Raw genomic sequence first — 17,553 nt, 5'->3', positions numbered from 1 at the left:
GTGGTTCAACCGTAAGCTTCGCCGATCAGATCACGCACCGCTTCGAGCAGTGCTTCGTCATGAAAACTGCCTTTCGCCAGATAGTAGTCCGCGCCTGCGTTCAGCCCCGCGCGGCGATCCTCTTCACGATCCTTGTACGACACGATCATCACCGGCAGCGACTGTAACTGCGGATCGCGCTTGATGAGCGTGACCAGTTCGATGCCGTCCATGCGCGGCATGTCGATGTCGGTGATGACAAGGTCGAAGCGCTCGCCGCGCACGGCGTTCCAGCCGTCCATGCCGTCGACGGCGATCGTCACGTCGTAACCGCGCGTGGCCAGCAGCTTGCGTTCGAGTTCGCGCACGGTGAGGGAATCGTCGACCACCAGCACGCGGCGCGTGGCACGCTGCGCCGCGTGCGCCATGCCATGTTGCGTGTGCTTGAGATCGCCGCCCGCCACGAGCCGTTCGACGGAACGCAGCCAGTCGTCCACGTCGGCGATCAGCACCGGATCGCCGTTCTCCATCAGCGCGCCGGCGGTGATGTTGCGAATCTTGCCGAGGCGCGGATCGAGCGGCTGCACCACCAGCATCCGCTCGCCGAGAAAACGGTCGACCACCACGCCGTAGGTTTGCGGGCCGTCGCCGATCACGATCATGCTGACGGTGCCGCTTTGATCCACGGGCGGCGCCGTGTCGAGAATCTGATGCGCGGTGACGACGCCGATGCGCCGGCCGGCAAAGGCGATGTGCTGATGCCCTTCGAGCAATTCGATCTCCGCGCGGCGCACGTGCAGCGTGCGGTTCACATGCGCGAGCGGCACTGCGTACGGCTCGCCCGCGACTTCGATCAGCAGACTGCGGATCACCGAGAGCGTCAGCGGCAACTGCAAGTGCACGCGCGTGCCGAGGCCGGCTTCATGCGTGATGCGGACCGTGCCGCGCACGCGTTTGACGACGTCGTGCACGGCGTCGAGTCCGACTCCGCGGCCCGAGACCTCGGTCACCTGATCGCGTAGCGAGAAGCCCGGCAGCAACAGGAATTCGAGCAGTTCGGCTTCGGATAGACGCGCGGCCGTTGCCTCGCTCGCGAGCTTCTTGCTCACGATCGACGCACGCAAGGCGTCGAGGTCGATGCCAGCGCCGTCATCGGCAACGGTGATGAGCAGCGCGCCGGCGGTGTGACGCGCGTCGAGCGTGAGCGTGCCTTCTTCCGGCTTGCCGCGCGCGAGGCGTACGGCGGGCGTTTCGATGCCGTGGTCGAGCGCGTTGCGCAGCATGTGGCCGAGCGGCGCTTCGAGCAGATCGAGAATGTCGCGGTCCACTTGAGTCGATTCGCCGACCAGCTGCCAGCGCACCTTCTTGCCGAGCGAACGCGCGACGTCGCGCACCATCCGCGCGAGTCCGCTGGTGCCGTCGCCGAACGGACGCATGCGGCATTGCAGGGCGGCGTCGTAGAGTTGCTGCGACAGATGCGTCGAGCGGCGGTCGAAGCTCTCCAGATCGGCGAGACGCTCGGCCAGCAGATGCTGCGATTCGGCGGTGAGGCGGCGGACTTCTTCGAGCGCGGCCTGGGCGCGCGGATCGAGCTTGAGGTCGGCCAGCGTTTCGTGCAGTTGGTCCAGCGCGCGCGTGCTGTCGCGTTGCACGCGCTTGACGCGCAGCATCGATTGCGCAAAGGGTTTCAGCCAGCGTGATTCGACCAGCGATTCGCCGGATAGCGACAACAGGCGGTCGAGGTTGTCGGCGCGCACGCGCAGCATGCGGCCATGTTCGGTTGTTGTGTTGCTTGCGCTTCGTGCGCTGTTCGATGCGGGCGTCGCGGCGGGCGCGTTGTCTGCTGCGCTCGGCGGGGTGGCTTCGGCGCGCAGCGCGTCGGCGAGCAGGTTGAATGCGGCGTCTGGGTCTGCTTCAATGCCTGTGCCCGTACCTGACCCGACAGAGGTCGCAAGCGGCTCCGTGGCTGCAGTGGGCGCGGATTCAGATGCCACAGCAGCCAACTGCGTCGCATCTGGCCGCATTGCCGCGGCATGCGGCACCACGCCCGCCATGCGCGCATGCAACGACGCCACATAGATGCCGACCGCGCCGCGAGCCGACTCGTCTTCATCATTGCCGATGCGCGCGACGAGATCCACCCCGCGCAGCAACTCGTCGATCCAGGCCGAGTCGAGCAGCGCACGCCCTTCCTGCGCAGCGACGAAGCAATCTTCCATGGCATGCGCGAGTTCGACACCGACTTGCACGCCGACAATGCGGGCCGCGCCCTTTAGCGAATGCGCGGCCCGCATGCAGGCTTCGAGCGCGGCGGCATCGCGCGGCGCGCGGTCGAGCGCTAGCAGGCCGTCGTTGAGCACGCGCGCCTGCGTCCGCGCTTCTTCGCGAAACAGATCGATCAGCGACGGGCGGCGCGGGTCGTCCGTCATCCGAGACTCCGGTTCAAGGTGTCGAAGAGCGCGTCGGCGTCGAGCAGGCCGACGCTCATGCCGCGCCACGGCGCGACGGCGCGCGTATGCGCGGCGGCCGCTTGCGAGAGCGTGGCGGGCGGCGGGCAAAAGCTGGCCGTCGCGATGCGGTGCACGCCGTCGACCTGATCCACCGGAAATACCGCGTGTTCCTCAGCGCGCGAGACCACCAGCAAACGCGGCAGATCGTGACGCGCGAGATCGTCGCGTGCGGCGCCGCCGGCTTCAAAACCGAGCAGGTGCGCGAGCGACAGGCACACCAGCAACTCGCCCTGCACATTCACCACGCCCAGCACCGCGCGATGCTGCCGATGCGGCAAGGTATGAATCGGCCGCGTTTGCACGATGCGTTTGAAGATCGGTGTGGGCAGCGCAAGCCATTCGTCGCCGATGCGAAAGACGAGGAACGATTCGCTCGCGCCTTGCACGTCATGCTGCGGCTGTGCCGGCGCGCGAAGGTCGTGCCGCGAGAGATCGACGCGAGGAATCGGCCGTTCCAGCAGTTTGGCCGCGGCCGTTTCGAACACCGGGCAGTTCAGGCAGCGCACGTACTCGACAAGGCGCTCGCACGACGAATCGCCGCGCACGCCGATGCGATTCCAGCAATCGTCGAAGCTCGCCGTCCGCGTGTCAGCCACGTTGCGCTCCCTGTGCGCGCGCCGCGCGTTGCATCAACAGGCGCGCGCCGTCGCGGTCGCCCTCGAGTTCGAGCGAGGTCGCGAGATGCGCGAGCGCTTCCGCGTGCTGAGGATCGAGATACAGCGCCTTGCGATACTGGCCGCGTGCAAGGTTCGCATCACCGTTGGCATCGGCCAATACGCCGAGCAGATAGAAGGCGTCGGCGTGCGGGGCGTGGTGTTCCAGGTATGCGTTGATGGCTGAAGCGGCTTGCGCGAGGCGGCCGGCGTCGGCCAGTGCATGCGCGGCTTGCAACGTGTCGCGTGCCGCGTGGGTCGGCGCATTAGTCGGCGCATTAGTCGGCGCGATGATTGGCGTCGCTGGCGGGTTGTGCGCCGGCGGCGTGGCGGGCATCGACGTCTTGCGTGCGGGCGGCGCGATACCGTCACGCGGCATGAACGGCGTCGCACCATTGAACGGCGCGCGCGCGACCGGATCAGGCCACGCGAAAGGCTGCGCGGAAAACACTCGTGACGGCACGAGCGCGGGCACCTGCGAGTGCGTCATCGCGAGCGCCGCGGCCGTGGCGAGCGGCGCGGTGTGGCAGTCGTTCAGCTGGGGCTCGTCGGCTGCGGCGCGATGAAATGCGAATGCCAGCGGGATCTTCGCGGACTGCATGCCGTGGCGCATCAGCAGCCCGGTTTCCGCAGGGCCGACGAATAGCGTGCCGTTTTCCGCCAGCACGCTGTTGAGCGCCTGCAAGGCTTTTTGTTGCGCGTCGCGGTGGAAATAAATCAGTACGTTGCGACAGAACACGAAGTCGTAGGTGCGAAGCGTCGACGCGTCGAGCTGCATCAGATTGGCGCGCGAGAAACGCACCGCTTCGACAATGCGCGGCGCGAGACGCCAACCGTCATCGGTGCGCGTGAAGTGCGCGTCGCGAAACTGAAACGCATTGCCGCGAAACGAATTGCGTCCGTAGACGGCGCGCTGCGCGATGGCGAGCGAGCGCTCGCTGATATCCATTGCGTCGATGCGCAACTGGGCGGCGTCGATGCCTGCGTCGAGCAGTGTCATCGCGATCGTGTAGGGTTCTTCGCCGGTCGAGCAAGGCAGGCTCAGGATGCGCAGCGGCAGCGCGCTGCCACGCTCGGCGAGGCGCTCATGCGCGAGACGTGCGAGCGCTTTGAACGCGTCGGCGTCGCGATAGAACCAGGTCTCCGGCACGATGACCGTTTCGATCAGCGCCTGCACCATCGAAGGCGAACTTTGCGCGGCTTCCCAATAGTCGTTGAGCATGGCCTCGGCGCGACCGTCCGCGCACCACGCGGCGGCGCGCTGATCGACGGCGCGCTCGATCGCGCTATGACCGAGCGATGCCGCATCGAGCCCGATGGTCCGCTGCAACAGCTCGGCGAAGCGCCGATAGAGCGGCGCGTTGTCGTGGTGCGCGTTCATGCGTGCGCCTCGGGAAAGAGGAGCGCTTTGACGTCGTCGGGCAGCAGATGCTCGACGCGGATCCACTGCACCAGACCGCCCGCTTCGCTCGCGACCGGGCCGAGATAACGCGCGTGCGGCGTGTCGAGGCCGGGATCGTGAAACGCCGCCACGTCCAGGCGAATGGTGCGCGTCGCGCCTTCGACCAACAGCGCGAGCAATCGCGTCGTGCCCGCGTGCGGATAGCGCACCAGCACGATGCGCGTCGACATCAGTTGCGCGGCGGGACGGGCGAGCGCGAGTGCAGGCAGATCGATCAGCGGCAGCGGCGCGCCTTCGTGATCGAGCACGCCCGCCACCCACGAGGGCGCGCCCGGAATGGTCTTCAGCGGTGACTGCGGCGTGAGCGGCATCAGACGCTCTACCTGCGTCGCGTCGATCACGTACCGTTCGCTATCGAGCGTGAAGAGGATGAAGAGCATCGGCGTGTGCGTGGGCGGTGGAAGGGCGTGCGGGTGTCGGCTTCGCTCGGCGCGCCGTGGCGCATCAGGCCGTCACCTTGAAGCGCGACACGCCGGTGCGCAGACTGTTGGCGACGTGCGTCAGATCGTCGATCGCCTGGGTCGACTGGCGCAGCGACTCCGCCGTCTGCTGCGCGGCCTCCGAGAGTTGCGTCAGCGCCTGGGTGATCTGCTCGGCGCCGGTGGCCTGCGTCTGCATGCCTTCGTTGACCATCGAGAAGCGCGGCGCGAGTTGCTGCACCTGCTGGATGATCTGCGTGAGATGGCCGCCGACGTTCTGCACGTCGAGCATGCCGCGCCGCACTTCTTCGGAGAACTTGTCCATGCCCATCACACCGGCGGCCACCGCTGACTGGATCTCCTTGACCATCTGTTCGATGTCGTAAGTCGCCACGGCGGTCTGATCGGCGAGGCGGCGGATCTCCGTTGCCACGACCGCGAAGCCGCGGCCGTATTCGCCGGCCTTTTCCGCTTCAATCGCCGCGTTCAGCGAGAGCAGGTTGGTCTGGTCCGCGACCTTGGTAATCGTGGCGACGACCTGGTTGATGTTGCTGGCCTTCTCGTTGAGGATCGCGAGCTTCGCGTTGACCGAGCCGGCGGCTTCCATCACGAGACGCATGGTTTCTTCCATGCGCGCGAGACCCGCGTGGCCAGTGCCCGCGAGCGCCGCCGACTGGCCGGCCACTTCCGAGACTTCGTTCATGGTGCGCAGCAGGTCGCGCGAGGTGGCGAAGATTTCACGCGACGTGGCGCCGATCTCGGTGGTGGTGGCGGCGGTTTCGTTCGCGGTGGCTTGCTGTTCGCGCGAGGTCGCGGCGATTTCCGTCACCGATGTCGTCACCTGCACCGCCGATTTCTGCGCCTGGCCGACCAGCGCGGTGAGTTCGTCGGTCATGCGGTTGAAGCCCGCTTCGAGCGCGCCGATTTCGTCCGCGCGGTTCAGCTGCAGGCGTTGTGTCAGGTCGCCCGTGCGCATCACGTCGACGACTTGCAGCACCTTGGCCATCGGCGTGGTAACGGCACGCAGCAGCCAGTAACCGGCCAGCACGGCGACGGCGGCGGCGATCAGCAGCATTACGAGCAGCACGATGCGGGTCGTCTCGACCGAGCGGCGGATGCTTTCTGCGGACTGGTCGGCGTAGCTCTTGTTGTCTTCGACCAGCTTGCGCACGGAGAGCCGGCCGGTTTCCCAGAGCGGCGTGAGTTGCGTGTTGAAGATGCGCTGGGCGTTGTCCTTCGAAGACGGCAATGCCTCCAGCGCGGATGCCTGGATCGGCAGGTACTGCGTCTGCTGCTGGCGGAAATCGTTGAAGAGTTCACGATCGACGTCACGGAAGATGGTCACGCCGTAGTCGTTGATGAGCTTCTGAAGCGTTTGCTGGGTTTCCTGCAAACGCGCGGTGTCGCGCTTGACGGATTCAGGATCCGCGTCGATATAGATGAGGCGCTGCGTGACGCTGTAGTTCTCGAACCAGGCCGCACGCATCGCGGTGGCGTAGTAGAGGCCGGGCATCGAATCCTGTTGCTGGCTCTTTGCATCGTGGTCGATTGCGCCAAGCTGCTCGAAAGTGACGATTGCCATTGCCAGCATCACGATCAGGACGATCCCGAAGCTGCACAGAATCCGTTGCCGGATGGTCCATTGTTTCACGCGCAAGCCCCTTACTTTTTTCGCTTTGTCTCGACCCGTGTTGTCGACGTGATCCGATCCTGCGATCGACGGGCCAGAGAACCTGGCGGGTTGTCGGATTGATCCGGCAGGTTTATGTCCGCGAATTTTACATTGATCGGGGGAATGCATGAGTTGAGAGGGTGAAGGACTGTTCGCGTGAGGGCGCCGACGTGCGCGTTACACGAGTAATGTCCCGTTACCACTTGCAGCATCTATTTCTGCGCGCGCCAGCCACAATCCGTTCCATGCCTGAACGGCGGGAGTCAAACATGAAAAAGATCGCAGTGGCGTTAATGATGGTGGGAAGTCTGAGCGTGGCCGGCCAAGCGTCGGCGCACGGTAATGGCGGCGATGTCGTCGGCGCGCTGATCGGCGGCGCCGTGCTCGGGGCGGTGGTGACCTCCGCGCTGAATCCAGCGCCGGTGGTAGCTTACCAGCAGCCGGTGTATGCGCAGCCCGCGTATGAGCCTGCGCCGGTCTATGCGCAAGCGCCGCCGGGATACTGCTATGACCAATACCAGCGTGCGTATGTGGCGTGCGGCGCACCGCCGCCGCAGGCGCAATACGGATATCCGCAGCCCCAGCCGGGTTGGTGATCGTGGAGCGCGCACGTTGTTGCGCGCGCCACAGAGAAAAAGGCCGTCGTGTTACGCGACGGCCTTTTCATTTCCATCCACCGCTCAGTGCCTGTGATGCAGCCACTCCGCATAGTGCGTGTCGAGCCAGCGTTCGAGTCTTTGCGGCTTTGTCTTCTGGTGGTAGTGGGACGCGGCCCAGATAGCAACGCCGACCAGCAGCATGACAGCAGGCCCCAGCAAATAAGCGATCAACGATTCAGACATGGGAGCCTCCGTATCGAGTTGCGTCCATCCTTCAGTTTAGGCGATGAAACGCGAGAGAAAAGGTTCGTGTGATGCGATTGTGGTGCGCAGTTCCGCTGCATCTTATTCCTCGCTTTTGAAACCTAGTGAGAAATTGAATTTCTGCTTTTAAACAACCAGTTGGTCTATGGGTGATGGGTTTTGTGTACCGTCAGAATCTTTTGGTTCACGGGCTAGGGCACGCGACGCAGCCCGCTCAGGGCTTGCTGGTCGATGCCTTTCGAGCGCCTTCGATCTGCGCGTCCACGAAATCCGCCCATTGCTGCATGACCCGACGCTGTGCCGCAGCATGTTCCGCGCTCGCACCTTGTTTGATGCGCTCGAGCATATCCGCAGCGTTCCGGTCGAATTCGTCCGAAGGCCGCGTCATCTCGCGCAGGTGCGCCGTTGCCGTGCGCCGGAAGTCATGCAGGACGAAATGCTCCACGTCGAGACCGAGTGCCTTGACCGCCTGATTCAGCGTACTTTTGGCGATCGGCCTATCGTCGCCCCTAACGCTCGGGAATACGAAGTTTCGGCTGGCTTTGGCGTGATAAAGCTCGCGCAGCATCGAGACGGCCTGCTGCGAAAGCGGCACGCGCTGATCGCGGTCTCTTTTCAGACGTGCAGCAGGTATCGTCCACAACGCTTTGTCCAGATCGAATTCGGCCCACGTCGATTCGACCAGGTCCGATTTCCGCACCATCGTCAGCACTAGCAGATGCAGCGCCAGCTTCAGAGGCCGGCGAATGCTCGACGCGTCGATCGAACGAAACATGGCGCCGATCTCGTCGCCCGAGAGCACGCGGGTGCGGCTGTCGAAGGTGGCGATGGAGCGCGCCGGAACGACCTCGGCCGGGTTGTCGGCTGCGAGTTGTCGGGCGATCAGATACTCGTAGAGGCGCTTGACCACATTGCGCGTGTGCAGCGCCATTTTCGGCGAACCGCGGCTTTTGATTCTGTCGCATATCGCAACGATGTCGTCGGCGGTGACGGCCTTGATCGGCATGTTGCCGATGGCAGGCAGGACGTCCTTGTCGAGCGCTCGCCGCGTGGTGCGGCGATATTCCTCTGACTTGCCGGCCATTTCCGTTGCGAGATATAGCTCGGCGGCTTCGCGCAGGACATCGGCTTTGCTTTCAGCGCCACGGTCGCGCCGCGCAGTGGCAACCGGCGAGATGCCTTGCGCGACCATCTCCGCATATTTCTGCGCCTTGGCCCGCGCGACGCGCAGCGAGATCATCCGGTAGTCGCCGATCGTGGCGAGCGGTTGGCGCTTGCCGTTCAGTGAATAGCGGAAGCGCCAGACCTTGGTGCCGGTCGTCATGACTTCGATGACGAGGCCGTTGCCGTCGGCGACGCAATAACGGGTGGCGCGCGGTTCGAGCGCGCGGATCTGGGCTTCGGTGAGCGGGACGGCTAAGCGGGGCATGCGCGGATCGTTGATGCACGGACAGCGGCGATTTTAAACCTTATATCGTCTGTGTACCAAAGATTTGGCGGCTTTTGGGTGAGCCACGCAGGATTTTTTGTGCGTGGACCGATGCGGTGGATCACGCGGCGATCCTTGCAGCACGGGCTCTCTGGTGAAAATCCCAATCCTCGCTCACTTCCCGATACAGAACCTGCTGAAAATCACTCCGAGCAGATCATCCGAACTGAATTCACCAGTGATCGAATTCAGCTGATCTTGCGCAAGCCGCAGTTCCTCCGCAAACAAATCGAGCGCCTGCGAGTTCTGATCGGCGTGTGCCGCTGCGCTCGCCAGATGCTCGTTCGCGGCGCGCAGTGCAATCAAATGCCGCTCGCGCGCAAGGTACACGGTTTCCGCGCCCGCTTGCCAGCCGGCGATCCGCAGCAACTCATCGCGCAACAGCGCGACGCCGTCGCCCTGTTTCGCCGACAGCCGCACTTCACTCAGATCGAGGTCGGCATCGAGCGCTTGCGACGCCGGCGCGAGGCCGGTCAGGTCCGTCTTGTTCAACACGCGCACCACGGGCACACCGCCCGGAAAGCGTCCGGCGATCGCTTCGTCTTCGGCCGTCATGCCGGTGCGCGCATCGAGCAGATGCAGCACCACGTCCGCGCGCTCGATTTCGCTCCACGTGCGCGCAATGCCGATCTTTTCCACTTCGTCCTCGGTATCGCGCAGGCCGGCTGTGTCGATCACGTGCAGCGGAATGCCTTCGATCTGAATCGTCTGCGCGACCTTGTCGCGGGTCGTGCCGGCGATCGGCGTGACGATGGCCAACTCCGCGCCGGCCAGCGCGTTCAGCAGCGACGATTTGCCGACATTCGGCTGCCCGGCCAGCACGACCGAGAGTCCTTCGCGCAGCAACGCACCTTGCCGCGCTTCGCTCAGCACGTCCGCGAGACGCTCGCGGATGCGCGCGAGCTTGCCACGTGCGTCGGCGGCTTCGAGGAAGTCGATCTCCTCTTCGGGGAAGTCGAGCGTCGCTTCGACCAGCATGCGCAGTGTGATCACGTCTTCGACCAGCGCGTGAATGTCGCGCGAGAACGCGCCGTCGAGCGAGCGGCCCGCCGAGCGCGCGGCGGCTTCGGTGCTGGCTTCGATCAGATCGGCGACGGCTTCGGCTTGCGCCAGATCCAGCTTGTCGTTGAGGAAGGCGCGGCGCGTGAATTCGCCCGGTTCGGCCAGGCGCAGACCGAACGCGCGGCCGGCATCGATGCAACGCTGCAGCGCGAGTTGCAGCACAACCGGACCGCCGTGGCCCTGCAATTCGAGCACGTGTTCGCCGGTGTAGGAATGCGGCGCCGGAAAGTAGAGCGCGATGCCGCGATCGAGCGCATTGCCGCTGTCGTCGAGGAACGGCACGTAACTGGCGTGACGCGGCGCGAGTGTCTGGCCAGTGAGCGCCTGCATCAGCGGCTGGGCGGCCGCCTCTCCCGCGCGGCCGAACGAAATCCGCACGACGCCGATTCCTCCCCGGCCGGGCGCTGTGGCAATGGCGACGATGGGATCGGAGTCGGTGGTGAGCATAAAAAGCGTGGCAAGACAGAGAGGAGGGCGGGCTGGCACCGGTCAGCGCGGCGCGAGGCATTGTAACGCGGGCGCATCCGGCGACCGTGTCGCGAGGCTCTCGTTGATGGCGCAAACCGCCTTATTCAAGCAGTCGGGATTTATCTTAAACAAGCTAGGATTGCTACTGCGTTTCTTCGGAATAAATAGGACGCTGTAGGACGGTGAAATCTTGGACAAGCGCATCAAACAAGGAAAAACACCAAAAAGATACAAATTCTGGAGACGCTTTGCCCGGCGCGGCCAGCAAGCTAAAACTATCTCAAATACGCTCAAACTAAACTTGATCGGTTGTCAACTGGTGGGATGTTGAATTGCACAATCCGGCTCATGCCGACCAATAAAGAAAAAGCCGCCTTCGCCAAACGGCTGAAGGACCTGCTGGAGCCGCTGAAGATTCGCGGCGGGACCAAGCTCGCCGAGCAGTTTAATCTTCGCTACCGAGGCGAGCGCGAGGTCACGCCGCAAACCGCTCACAAGTGGTTATCCGGTACGACGATTCCCAAGCCCGATAAGTTGCGTACGCTAGCCGAATGGTTGAACGTCAAGGAGCATTGGCTGCACTACGGACCGTCGCCGGGCGTGAACGCGAGGCCGCTGGCGCGTGGCGAGAAGTATCCGCCGTCGGCGGAAACGATCGAACTCGCTTCGAAGATCGAGTCGCTCACGCCGAAAGACCGTTTTCTGGTCGAAGAGATGATCGTGCGCTTTTACGGCGAAGACGCAGAAGAAGAGTAATCGCGGCATCGTACGATGCGTTCAGCCGCGACCATGAAAAAAGCCGCCCGGTTTTGCGCCGGGCGGCTTTTTTTGACGCTGTTGCATCAGCCAGCGGTGGCTTGCTTCAAAGCCTGATAGCGGTGGGCGTTGCCGCCCACCTCCGGCAAAACATCGTCAAGCCGCTTTGGCTTTCGTCTGACCCATCATTCGCGTGATGTAGTACTGCTGGGCGATCGACAGCACGTTGTTCACGACGTAGTACAGCACCAGGCCGGCCGGGAAGAAGAAGAACATGACCGAGAATGCGATTGGCATGAACATCATCATCTTGGCTTGAACCGGGTCCGGCGGCGTCGGGTTCAGCTTGGTCTGCAGGAACATCGAGACGGCCATCAGCACCGGCAGGATGAAGAACGGATCCTGCTGCGACAGATCGTGAATCCACAAAATCCACGGCGCACCGCGCATTTCCACCGATGACAGCAGCACCCAGTACAGCGAGATGAACACCGGAATTTGAATCACGACCGGCAGACAGCCGCCGAACGGATTGACCTTCTCCGTCTTGTACAGCTCCATCAGCGCCGAGTTCATCTTCTGCGGATCGCCCTTGAAGCGTTCGCGCAGCGCCTGCATGCGCGGCGTGATCGCCTTCATGCGCGCCATCGACTTGTAGCTCGCAGCCGACAGCGGGAAGAACACCGCCTTGATCAGCAGCGTGAGCAGCACGATCGACCAGCCCCAGTTGCCCACATAGCTGTGGATTTTCTCGAGCAGCCAGAACAGCGGTTTCGCGATGATCGTCACCCAGCCGTAGTCCTTCACCAGTTCCAGACCCGGCGCGATGCCTTCGAGCATGCGCTCTTCTTCCGGACCGGCGAACAGGCGCGCGGAGACGTCGACGGTTTGGCCCGGGGCGATGGTCGGCACCGGCTCCTTCACGCCGACGCGATACAGCGTCGGATCGACCTTCTCGACGTAGATGTCGCGCTTCACACCCTGCTGCGGAATCCAGGCCGACGCGAAGTAATGCTGGACCATCGCGATCCAGCCGTTGTCGGCCGAGGTCGCGTAATCCTGCTTGTTCTTGTCGATGTCGCCGAACGTCATCTTCTGGAAGTGATGCTGGTCGGTGTAGACAGCCGGTCCGATAAACGTGTGCGAGAAGCGCGGCGTTTCCACTGGCTGGTCGTCACGCACCAGTTCCATATAGACCGACGGGCTCACCGGCGTGGTGCCGACGTTCTGAATCTTCGTGTCGACGCCGATCACATAGCTGCCACGCGTGAACGTGTAGGTCTTGATGACCTTCACGCCACCCTTCACCGGCGACTCGAAGCTGAGCTGGAACGACTTGGCGTCGCCTGTCAGATCGTGCGGCTGATTCGGCAGCGGCGTGTAGATGTCGTTGTGATTCGGGAAATCGCCGCCGAGCAGGCCCGTGCGCGCCAGATACGTGTGGTTCGCGGTGCGGTCGAACAGCGTGATGACGAGATCGGGTTGCTTGCCGTCGCCTTGCTTGACGAGCGACAGCTTCGACAGCGTGCCGCCGCGAGTGTCGATTTCGCCGCTATAGACGTCGGTGTTGAACTTGATCAGTTGCGATTGCGTGGCCGCCGGCGCGTTGCCCGGTGCGGCTGCGTTCGTTGCCGGCAGATCGGCGGGCTGGGTTCCCGGCGTCGTGGTTCCCGGTGCGGCGCTACCGACCGTCTTGGTCGGCGTGGCGCTCGGGAAGAACATCGACGGGCGTCCGTGGTCGCGTTGCCAGTTGTCGAACAGCATGACCGCTGACATGAAAAAGATGACCCATAGGACGGTGCGTTTGATATCCATGCCTTGTCTCAGTGTCGATGGAACGGCGCGTCAGCGCTTTTCAGAAGTGGGAGGCGGGACGAGATCGATGCCGCCCGCGGAAAACGGGTGGCAACGGCAAATACGCCTGGCGGCGAGATAAGTCCCGCGCGCGGCGCCATGATACTGGATTGCTTCGCGCGCGTAATCAGAGCAGGAAGGGTAAAAACGGCACCGGTTGCCGAGCATTGGGCTCACGGCAACCTTGTAAAAACGCAATAAAGCGATGAGTACCGTTTGCATGGCTGTTGCGGCCGGACAGCGCCGCGCAACGTGGAGTACCGGGCGACGCCCGCGCAGCACGGCTGCCAAAGCTGCTTCGGCTGCCTGAACTGCAAAGCGGGCGGTCACTTGAGCGTCATTCCGTCTTGGGCGCTTCCGCGGGCGGCGCCTCGCGACGGGTCACCTCGCGCGCTGCCTTGTCGAGCAGCGCCTCGATTTCGCTGCGGCACAGCGCCCTCAACGGCGGCGACGAGGCGCTCGGCAAAGATTTCTTGTCGAAGCGCGTGTGCAAACGCAGCAGCACATCCCAACCGCCGAATTCCGCGCGACGCAGCCGGAAGGCTTCACGCGCGATTCGACGTACCAGATTACGCGTGGCCGCGCGCGGCGCATACTTCTTGCCGATCACGAGGCCTAAGCGAGCTTCGTTGCCGGTGGGCCGGCCGTACACCACGAAGTGCGCGGTGCGGCGCCACGGGCGCAAACGAAAAACGGATGAAAATTCATCCGTTTTCAGCAGCCTTGCGGCTTTGGGGAAGGCGGCTTGCGCTCGCAACGGAACCGAGCCCTGTTGCTGCGCTTCAGCCGCTCCCGCTTCACTACCCGGCATAAGCGTCGCGTGCAACGCCTGCCTTAGATGGCGAGGCGCTTGCGGCCCTTCGCGCGACGTGCGTTGATGACCTTGCGGCCACCTGCGGTCTTCATGCGAACGCGGAAGCCGTGGGTGCGCTTGCGACGGGTAACGGAAGGTTGGTAAGTACGTTTCATGTTGCTCTCACTTGATCGACTGATCGAAAATTAACCGCACGATCATCGCTGAAGCGGCAATGGCCGGGCGTTTACAGAATTGGTTTTCGCGGAACCCGCTATTTAAACCGGTTTTTCGTTGACCGTCAATAGTTTAGCCTGGTTCGGCCGGGCTCCATGAGGAGCAAGCCTCGTGATCGGTCCCTGTGGATAACTCCCTTGCGGGTCCGTTTTGGCGTTAGAATCTCGCCTTACTTCCCAAGAATCCTGCACGCCGCTCCGGCTCGCTTGCGCCGCAAACCCTTGTGGCAAAAGCGCCTGGAGCCATTGCGCCTGGCTGCTCAGGGCCTTGTTGCGTGCGCGCGACAGGGGCAGCGGCGACCGCCGTGCACACCATAACGACAGCAACTCGATGAACGATTTCTGGCAACACTGTTCCGCATTGCTGGAGCGTGAGCTGACGCCCCAGCAGTACGTGACGTGGATCAAACCGTTGGCCCCGGTCGCCTTCGACGCCGCTGCGAACACGCTTAGCATCGCTGCGCCGAACCGTTTCAAGCTCGACTGGGTCAAGAGCCAGTTCTCCGGCCGTATCGCGGATATGGCTCGCGATTTCTGGCATGCCCCGGTCGATGTCCAATTCGTGCTGGATCCGAAAGCGGGCATGCGCGCCCCTGCGGCAGCCGCACCGGCGCCATCGCGCCCGGCTTCCGCGCCTCATTCGATGGGCGGTAGCGCCGGCAATGGCGCTGCCGTGGACGCAGCCGTCGGCGCAGTGCAAGCGGCGCAGGCCGCGCGCACGAACGGCGCAAACAGCGCGATGGCCAACCTCAACGCGAATGCCCGCGCGGCAGCTGAACAAAACGCGAACGCACGTGCCGCAGCGGAGGACTCCGCCGATCTCGATCTCCCCAGCCTCGACGCGAACGAAGCCGCGGCTGCCCGCCGCACGTGGCGTCCGGGGCAAAGCGCGGGTTCGAACGCGAACAGCGGCGAAAACGACTCGATGTACGAGCGTTCCAAGCTGAACCCGGTTCTGACCTTCGACAATTTCGTGACCGGTAAGGCCAATCAGCTGGCGCGCGCCGCTGCGATTCAGGTCGCGGACAATCCCGGCATCTCGTACAACCCGTTGTTTCTGTATGGCGGCGTGGGTCTGGGCAAGACTCACCTGATCCACGCCATCGGCAACCAGCTCTTGATGGACAAGGCCGGCGCGCGGATTCGCTACATCCACGCGGAACAATATGTGTCCGACGTGGTGAAGGCCTACCAGCGCAAGGCGTTCGACGACTTCAAGCGCTACTACCACTCGCTCGATCTGCTGCTGATCGACGATATTCAATTCTTCTCGGGCAAATCGCGCACACAAGAGGAATTCTTCTACGCGTTCGAGGCGCTGGTTGCCAACAAGGCGCAGGTGATCATCACCAGCGACACGTATCCGAAGGAAATTTCGGGTATCGACGACCGCCTGATCTCGCGCTTCGACTCCGGCCTGACCGTGGCGATCGAGCCGCCCGAGCTGGAAATGCGCGTCGCGATTCTGATGCGCAAGGCGCAATCCGAGTTCGTGAGCCTGAATGAGGACGTCGCGTTCTTCGTCGCGAAACACTTGCGTTCGAACGTGCGTGAGCTCGAAGGCGCGCTGCGCAAGATCCTCGCGTATTCGAAGTTCCACGGCCGCGAAATCACCATCGAGCTGACCAAGGAAGCGCTGAAAGACCTGCTGACGGTGCAGAACCGGCAGATTTCGGTGGAAAACATCCAGAAGACTGTTGCGGATTTCTACAGCATCAAGGTCGCGGACATGTATTCGAAGAAGCGTCCCGCGAACATCGCGCGGCCGCGGCAGATCGCCATGTATCTGGCGAAAGAGCTGACCCAGAAGAGTTTGCCGGAAATCGGCGAGCTGTTCGGCGGGCGCGACCACACCACGGTGCTGCACGCGGTGCGCAAAATCGCCGATGAGCGCAGCAAGGACGCGCAACTGAATCACGAACTGCACGTTCTGGAGCAGACGCTGAAGGGCTGAGCGGTCTGTCTGGAAAAAACGACCTGTTTATTTCCAAACTCGCCCCCATTTTAGTGAGGCGGTTCCGTTTTCAGGCACAATACAGGTTTAACCGCCCGGCGGCCGCGGGCGGATTTCACGCCGTGACAGGCGCTGCGTAGCGCCGGCGGGGAGCCACGGCTGCGTGCTGGAAAGCTGTCCTGGCAAGGCGCGCAGGCCGTTATATCAACGAAGGAACTCTATGCAACTGGTCAAGACCGAACGCGATAACCTCCTCAGGCCGCTGCAAACCGTGAGCGGCATCGTCGAACGCCGCCATACGTTGCCGATCCTCGCCAATTTGCTGATTACCAAGAACGGCCCTGACGTGTCGTTCCTGTCCACCGACCTCGAGTTGCAGATCACCACGCGTGCCGATTTCGGCGTGGGCGGCGATTCGGTGGCGACCACGGTGGCAGCGAGAAAGCTCCTCGACATTCTGCGCGCCATGCCCGACGGGCAGGTCACGCTCACGCTGAACGACAAGCGTCTGACTGTGCAATCCGGCAAGAGCCGCTTTGCGCTGCAAACGCTCGCCGCGGACGAATTCCCGACGGTCACGCAAGCTAAAGACTACGGCGCGAACCTCGTGGTTCCCCAGAAGACGTTCCGCCAGTTGCTCGGCATGGTCCATTTTTCGATGGCCCAGCAGGACATCCGCTACTACCTGAACGGCATGCTGCTGGTGGTGGACGGTGACCAGTTGATGGCGGTCGCGACGGACGGCCACCGTCTGGCGTTCTCGTCCATGAAGATCGAAGGCTCGTTCCAGCGTCAGGAAGTGATCATTCCGCGCAAGACGATTCTGGAACTCCAGCGTCTGCTGGAAGACATCGACGACACGCTGAAGATCGACATCGCGCAGACGCAGGTCAAGTTCACGTTCGGCCAGGTCGAACTGGTGTCGAAGCTGGTGGAAGGCAAATTCCCCGACTTCCAGCGCGTGATTCCGAAGTCGCACAAGAATCAGTTCGTGATCGGCCGTGAAGAACTGCAGCGCTCGCTGCAACGCGCCGCGATTCTGACCTCGGACAAATTCAAGGGCGTGCGCTGCATCATCGAGCCGGGCCAGTTGAAGATCATGTCGACCAACGCCGATCAGGAAGAGGCGCAGGAAGAACTGGAAATCGCATACGACGGCGACAGCGTCGATATCGGGTTCAACGTCACGTATCTGCTCGACGTGCTCGCGAACCTGAAGGTCGACACGTTGCAAGTGAGCCTGGGTGACGCCAGCTCCAGCGCGTTGATCACGATTCCCGAGAACGACGAATTCAAGTACGTCGTCATGCCGATGCGCATCTAACGCGTCCAAAACCAAAGAACACACCAAGGGGCGCAGCGCCCCTTTGGCGTTTTTATGGT

Annotated in this window: 16 protein-coding genes; 4 read left to right on the top strand and 12 right to left on the bottom strand. The window is 63.2% G+C overall.

Annotated elements, in window-relative coordinates; all coding sequences use genetic code 11:
• Nucleotides 1–5: 5 nt before the first annotated feature.
• The 5 genes from RI103_RS19045 to RI103_RS19025 form a co-directional block, all read right to left on the bottom strand.
• A complete protein-coding gene (locus RI103_RS19045) occupies nucleotides 6–2,408 on the bottom strand; it encodes a hybrid sensor histidine kinase/response regulator (protein WP_310813433.1) in 2,403 nt (800 codons plus the stop codon).
• Nucleotides 2,405–3,085, bottom strand: a complete 681-nt coding sequence (locus tag RI103_RS19040) for a chemotaxis protein CheW (protein WP_310813432.1) — start codon at nucleotides 3,083–3,085, stop codon at nucleotides 2,405–2,407. The genes RI103_RS19045 and RI103_RS19040 overlap by 4 nt, the downstream gene beginning before the upstream one ends.
• Complete coding sequence (locus RI103_RS19035) at nucleotides 3,078–4,523, bottom strand: CheR family methyltransferase (RefSeq protein ID WP_310813431.1); 1,446 nt, start codon at nucleotides 4,521–4,523, stop codon at nucleotides 3,078–3,080. The genes RI103_RS19040 and RI103_RS19035 overlap by 8 nt, the downstream gene beginning before the upstream one ends.
• Nucleotides 4,520–4,984: a chemotaxis protein CheW gene (locus RI103_RS19030; protein WP_310813430.1), complete on the bottom strand. Its 465-nt coding sequence runs from the start codon at nucleotides 4,982–4,984 to the stop codon at nucleotides 4,520–4,522. Before RI103_RS19030 ends, RI103_RS19035 begins: the two co-directional genes overlap by 4 nt.
• 64 nt (nucleotides 4,985–5,048) lie before the next feature.
• The gene (locus RI103_RS19025) at nucleotides 5,049–6,614 is read right to left on the bottom strand and encodes a methyl-accepting chemotaxis protein (RefSeq protein WP_310815281.1); all 1,566 of its coding nucleotides are present in this window, start codon (nucleotides 6,612–6,614) and stop codon (nucleotides 5,049–5,051) included.
• Nucleotides 6,615–6,964: 350 nt separating this feature from the next.
• On the opposite strand from RI103_RS19025, the gene RI103_RS19020 reads away from it, so the two are divergent.
• On the top strand, nucleotides 6,965–7,291 hold the full coding sequence (locus RI103_RS19020; protein ID WP_310813429.1) for an ecotin precursor: 327 nt from the start codon (nucleotides 6,965–6,967) through the stop codon (nucleotides 7,289–7,291).
• Between the two features lie 84 nt (nucleotides 7,292–7,375).
• On the opposite strand, the gene RI103_RS19015 is transcribed toward RI103_RS19020, so the two are convergent.
• The 3 genes from RI103_RS19015 to mnmE form a co-directional block, all read right to left on the bottom strand.
• On the bottom strand, nucleotides 7,376–7,537 hold the full coding sequence (locus tag RI103_RS19015) for a hypothetical protein (protein ID WP_012434883.1): 162 nt from the start codon (nucleotides 7,535–7,537) through the stop codon (nucleotides 7,376–7,378).
• Between the two features lie 235 nt (nucleotides 7,538–7,772).
• Nucleotides 7,773–8,987 (bottom strand): integrase arm-type DNA-binding domain-containing protein, encoded by a 1,215-nt coding sequence (locus tag RI103_RS19010; protein ID WP_310813428.1) that lies wholly within the window; start codon nucleotides 8,985–8,987, stop codon nucleotides 7,773–7,775.
• Nucleotides 8,988–9,161: 174 nt separating this feature from the next.
• Nucleotides 9,162–10,556 carry a tRNA uridine-5-carboxymethylaminomethyl(34) synthesis GTPase MnmE gene (gene mnmE, locus RI103_RS19005; RefSeq protein WP_310813427.1) on the bottom strand — a complete coding sequence of 465 codons (1,395 nt, stop codon included), beginning with the start codon at nucleotides 10,554–10,556 and terminating at the stop codon, nucleotides 9,162–9,164.
• Nucleotides 10,557–10,925: 369 nt separating this feature from the next.
• Between mnmE and RI103_RS19000 the strand changes: the two genes are divergently transcribed.
• Nucleotides 10,926–11,333 carry a transcriptional regulator gene (locus RI103_RS19000; protein ID WP_012434886.1) on the top strand — a complete coding sequence of 136 codons (408 nt, stop codon included), beginning with the start codon at nucleotides 10,926–10,928 and terminating at the stop codon, nucleotides 11,331–11,333.
• Between the two features lie 156 nt (nucleotides 11,334–11,489).
• On the opposite strand, the gene yidC is transcribed toward RI103_RS19000, so the two are convergent.
• The 4 genes from yidC to rpmH form a co-directional block, all read right to left on the bottom strand.
• Nucleotides 11,490–13,148 (bottom strand): membrane protein insertase YidC, encoded by a 1,659-nt coding sequence (gene yidC, locus RI103_RS18995; RefSeq protein WP_310813426.1) that lies wholly within the window; start codon nucleotides 13,146–13,148, stop codon nucleotides 11,490–11,492.
• 30 nt (nucleotides 13,149–13,178) lie between these two features.
• Nucleotides 13,179–13,409, bottom strand: a complete 231-nt coding sequence (yidD, locus tag RI103_RS18990) for a membrane protein insertion efficiency factor YidD (protein ID WP_007180115.1) — start codon at nucleotides 13,407–13,409, stop codon at nucleotides 13,179–13,181.
• A 115-nt stretch (nucleotides 13,410–13,524) separates the two neighbouring features.
• Nucleotides 13,525–13,998 carry a ribonuclease P protein component gene (locus RI103_RS18985; RefSeq protein ID WP_310813425.1) on the bottom strand — a complete coding sequence of 158 codons (474 nt, stop codon included), beginning with the start codon at nucleotides 13,996–13,998 and terminating at the stop codon, nucleotides 13,525–13,527.
• Nucleotides 13,999–14,021: 23 nt separating this feature from the next.
• A complete protein-coding gene (gene rpmH, locus RI103_RS18980; RefSeq protein ID WP_004198824.1) occupies nucleotides 14,022–14,156 on the bottom strand; it encodes a 50S ribosomal protein L34 in 135 nt (44 codons plus the stop codon).
• A 391-nt stretch (nucleotides 14,157–14,547) separates the two neighbouring features.
• Here rpmH and dnaA point away from each other — a divergent pair, with 391 nt between their 5' ends.
• Entirely contained in the window at nucleotides 14,548–16,170 is a 1,623-nt protein-coding gene (gene dnaA, locus RI103_RS18975; RefSeq protein ID WP_310813424.1) for a chromosomal replication initiator protein DnaA, read from the top strand.
• A gap of 220 nt (nucleotides 16,171–16,390) precedes the next feature.
• The gene (dnaN, locus tag RI103_RS18970) at nucleotides 16,391–17,494 is read left to right on the top strand and encodes a DNA polymerase III subunit beta (RefSeq protein ID WP_310813423.1); all 1,104 of its coding nucleotides are present in this window, start codon (nucleotides 16,391–16,393) and stop codon (nucleotides 17,492–17,494) included.
• Nucleotides 17,495–17,553 lie beyond the last annotated feature (59 nt).

The sequence above is a fragment of the Paraburkholderia sp. FT54 genome (assembly GCF_031585635.1).
Taxonomy (GTDB): Bacteria; Pseudomonadota; Gammaproteobacteria; order Burkholderiales; family Burkholderiaceae; genus Paraburkholderia.
This window is presented reverse-complemented; position numbering and strand designations above follow the sequence as displayed.

What these genes read in the sequence shown, in the direction of transcription:
- RI103_RS19045 (WP_310813433.1), bottom strand. Translation starts at nt 2,408, where the DNA reads ATGACGGACGACCCGCGCCGCCCGTCGCTGATCGATCTGTTTCGCGAA.
- RI103_RS19035 (WP_310813431.1), bottom strand. Translation starts at nt 4,523, where the DNA reads ATGAACGCGCACCACGACAACGCGCCGCTCTATCGGCGCTTCGCCGAG.
- RI103_RS19030 (WP_310813430.1), bottom strand. Translation starts at nt 4,984, where the DNA reads ATGCTCTTCATCCTCTTCACGCTCGATAGCGAACGGTACGTGATCGAC.
- RI103_RS19025 (WP_310815281.1), bottom strand. Translation starts at nt 6,614, where the DNA reads ATGCTGGCAATGGCAATCGTCACTTTCGAGCAGCTTGGCGCAATCGAC.
- RI103_RS19020 (WP_310813429.1), top strand. Translation starts at nt 6,965, where the DNA reads ATGAAAAAGATCGCAGTGGCGTTAATGATGGTGGGAAGTCTGAGCGTG.
- RI103_RS19015 (WP_012434883.1), bottom strand. Translation starts at nt 7,537, where the DNA reads ATGTCTGAATCGTTGATCGCTTATTTGCTGGGGCCTGCTGTCATGCTG.
- RI103_RS19010 (WP_310813428.1), bottom strand. Translation starts at nt 8,987, where the DNA reads ATGCCCCGCTTAGCCGTCCCGCTCACCGAAGCCCAGATCCGCGCGCTC.
- mnmE (WP_310813427.1), bottom strand. Translation starts at nt 10,556, where the DNA reads ATGCTCACCACCGACTCCGATCCCATCGTCGCCATTGCCACAGCGCCC.
- RI103_RS19000 (WP_012434886.1), top strand. Translation starts at nt 10,926, where the DNA reads ATGCCGACCAATAAAGAAAAAGCCGCCTTCGCCAAACGGCTGAAGGAC.
- yidC (WP_310813426.1), bottom strand. Translation starts at nt 13,148, where the DNA reads ATGGATATCAAACGCACCGTCCTATGGGTCATCTTTTTCATGTCAGCG.
- yidD (WP_007180115.1), bottom strand. Translation starts at nt 13,409, where the DNA reads ATGCAAACGGTACTCATCGCTTTATTGCGTTTTTACAAGGTTGCCGTG.
- RI103_RS18985 (WP_310813425.1), bottom strand. Translation starts at nt 13,998, where the DNA reads ATGCCGGGTAGTGAAGCGGGAGCGGCTGAAGCGCAGCAACAGGGCTCG.
- rpmH (WP_004198824.1), bottom strand. Translation starts at nt 14,156, where the DNA reads ATGAAACGTACTTACCAACCTTCCGTTACCCGTCGCAAGCGCACCCAC.
- dnaA (WP_310813424.1), top strand. Translation starts at nt 14,548, where the DNA reads ATGAACGATTTCTGGCAACACTGTTCCGCATTGCTGGAGCGTGAGCTG.
- dnaN (WP_310813423.1), top strand. Translation starts at nt 16,391, where the DNA reads ATGCAACTGGTCAAGACCGAACGCGATAACCTCCTCAGGCCGCTGCAA.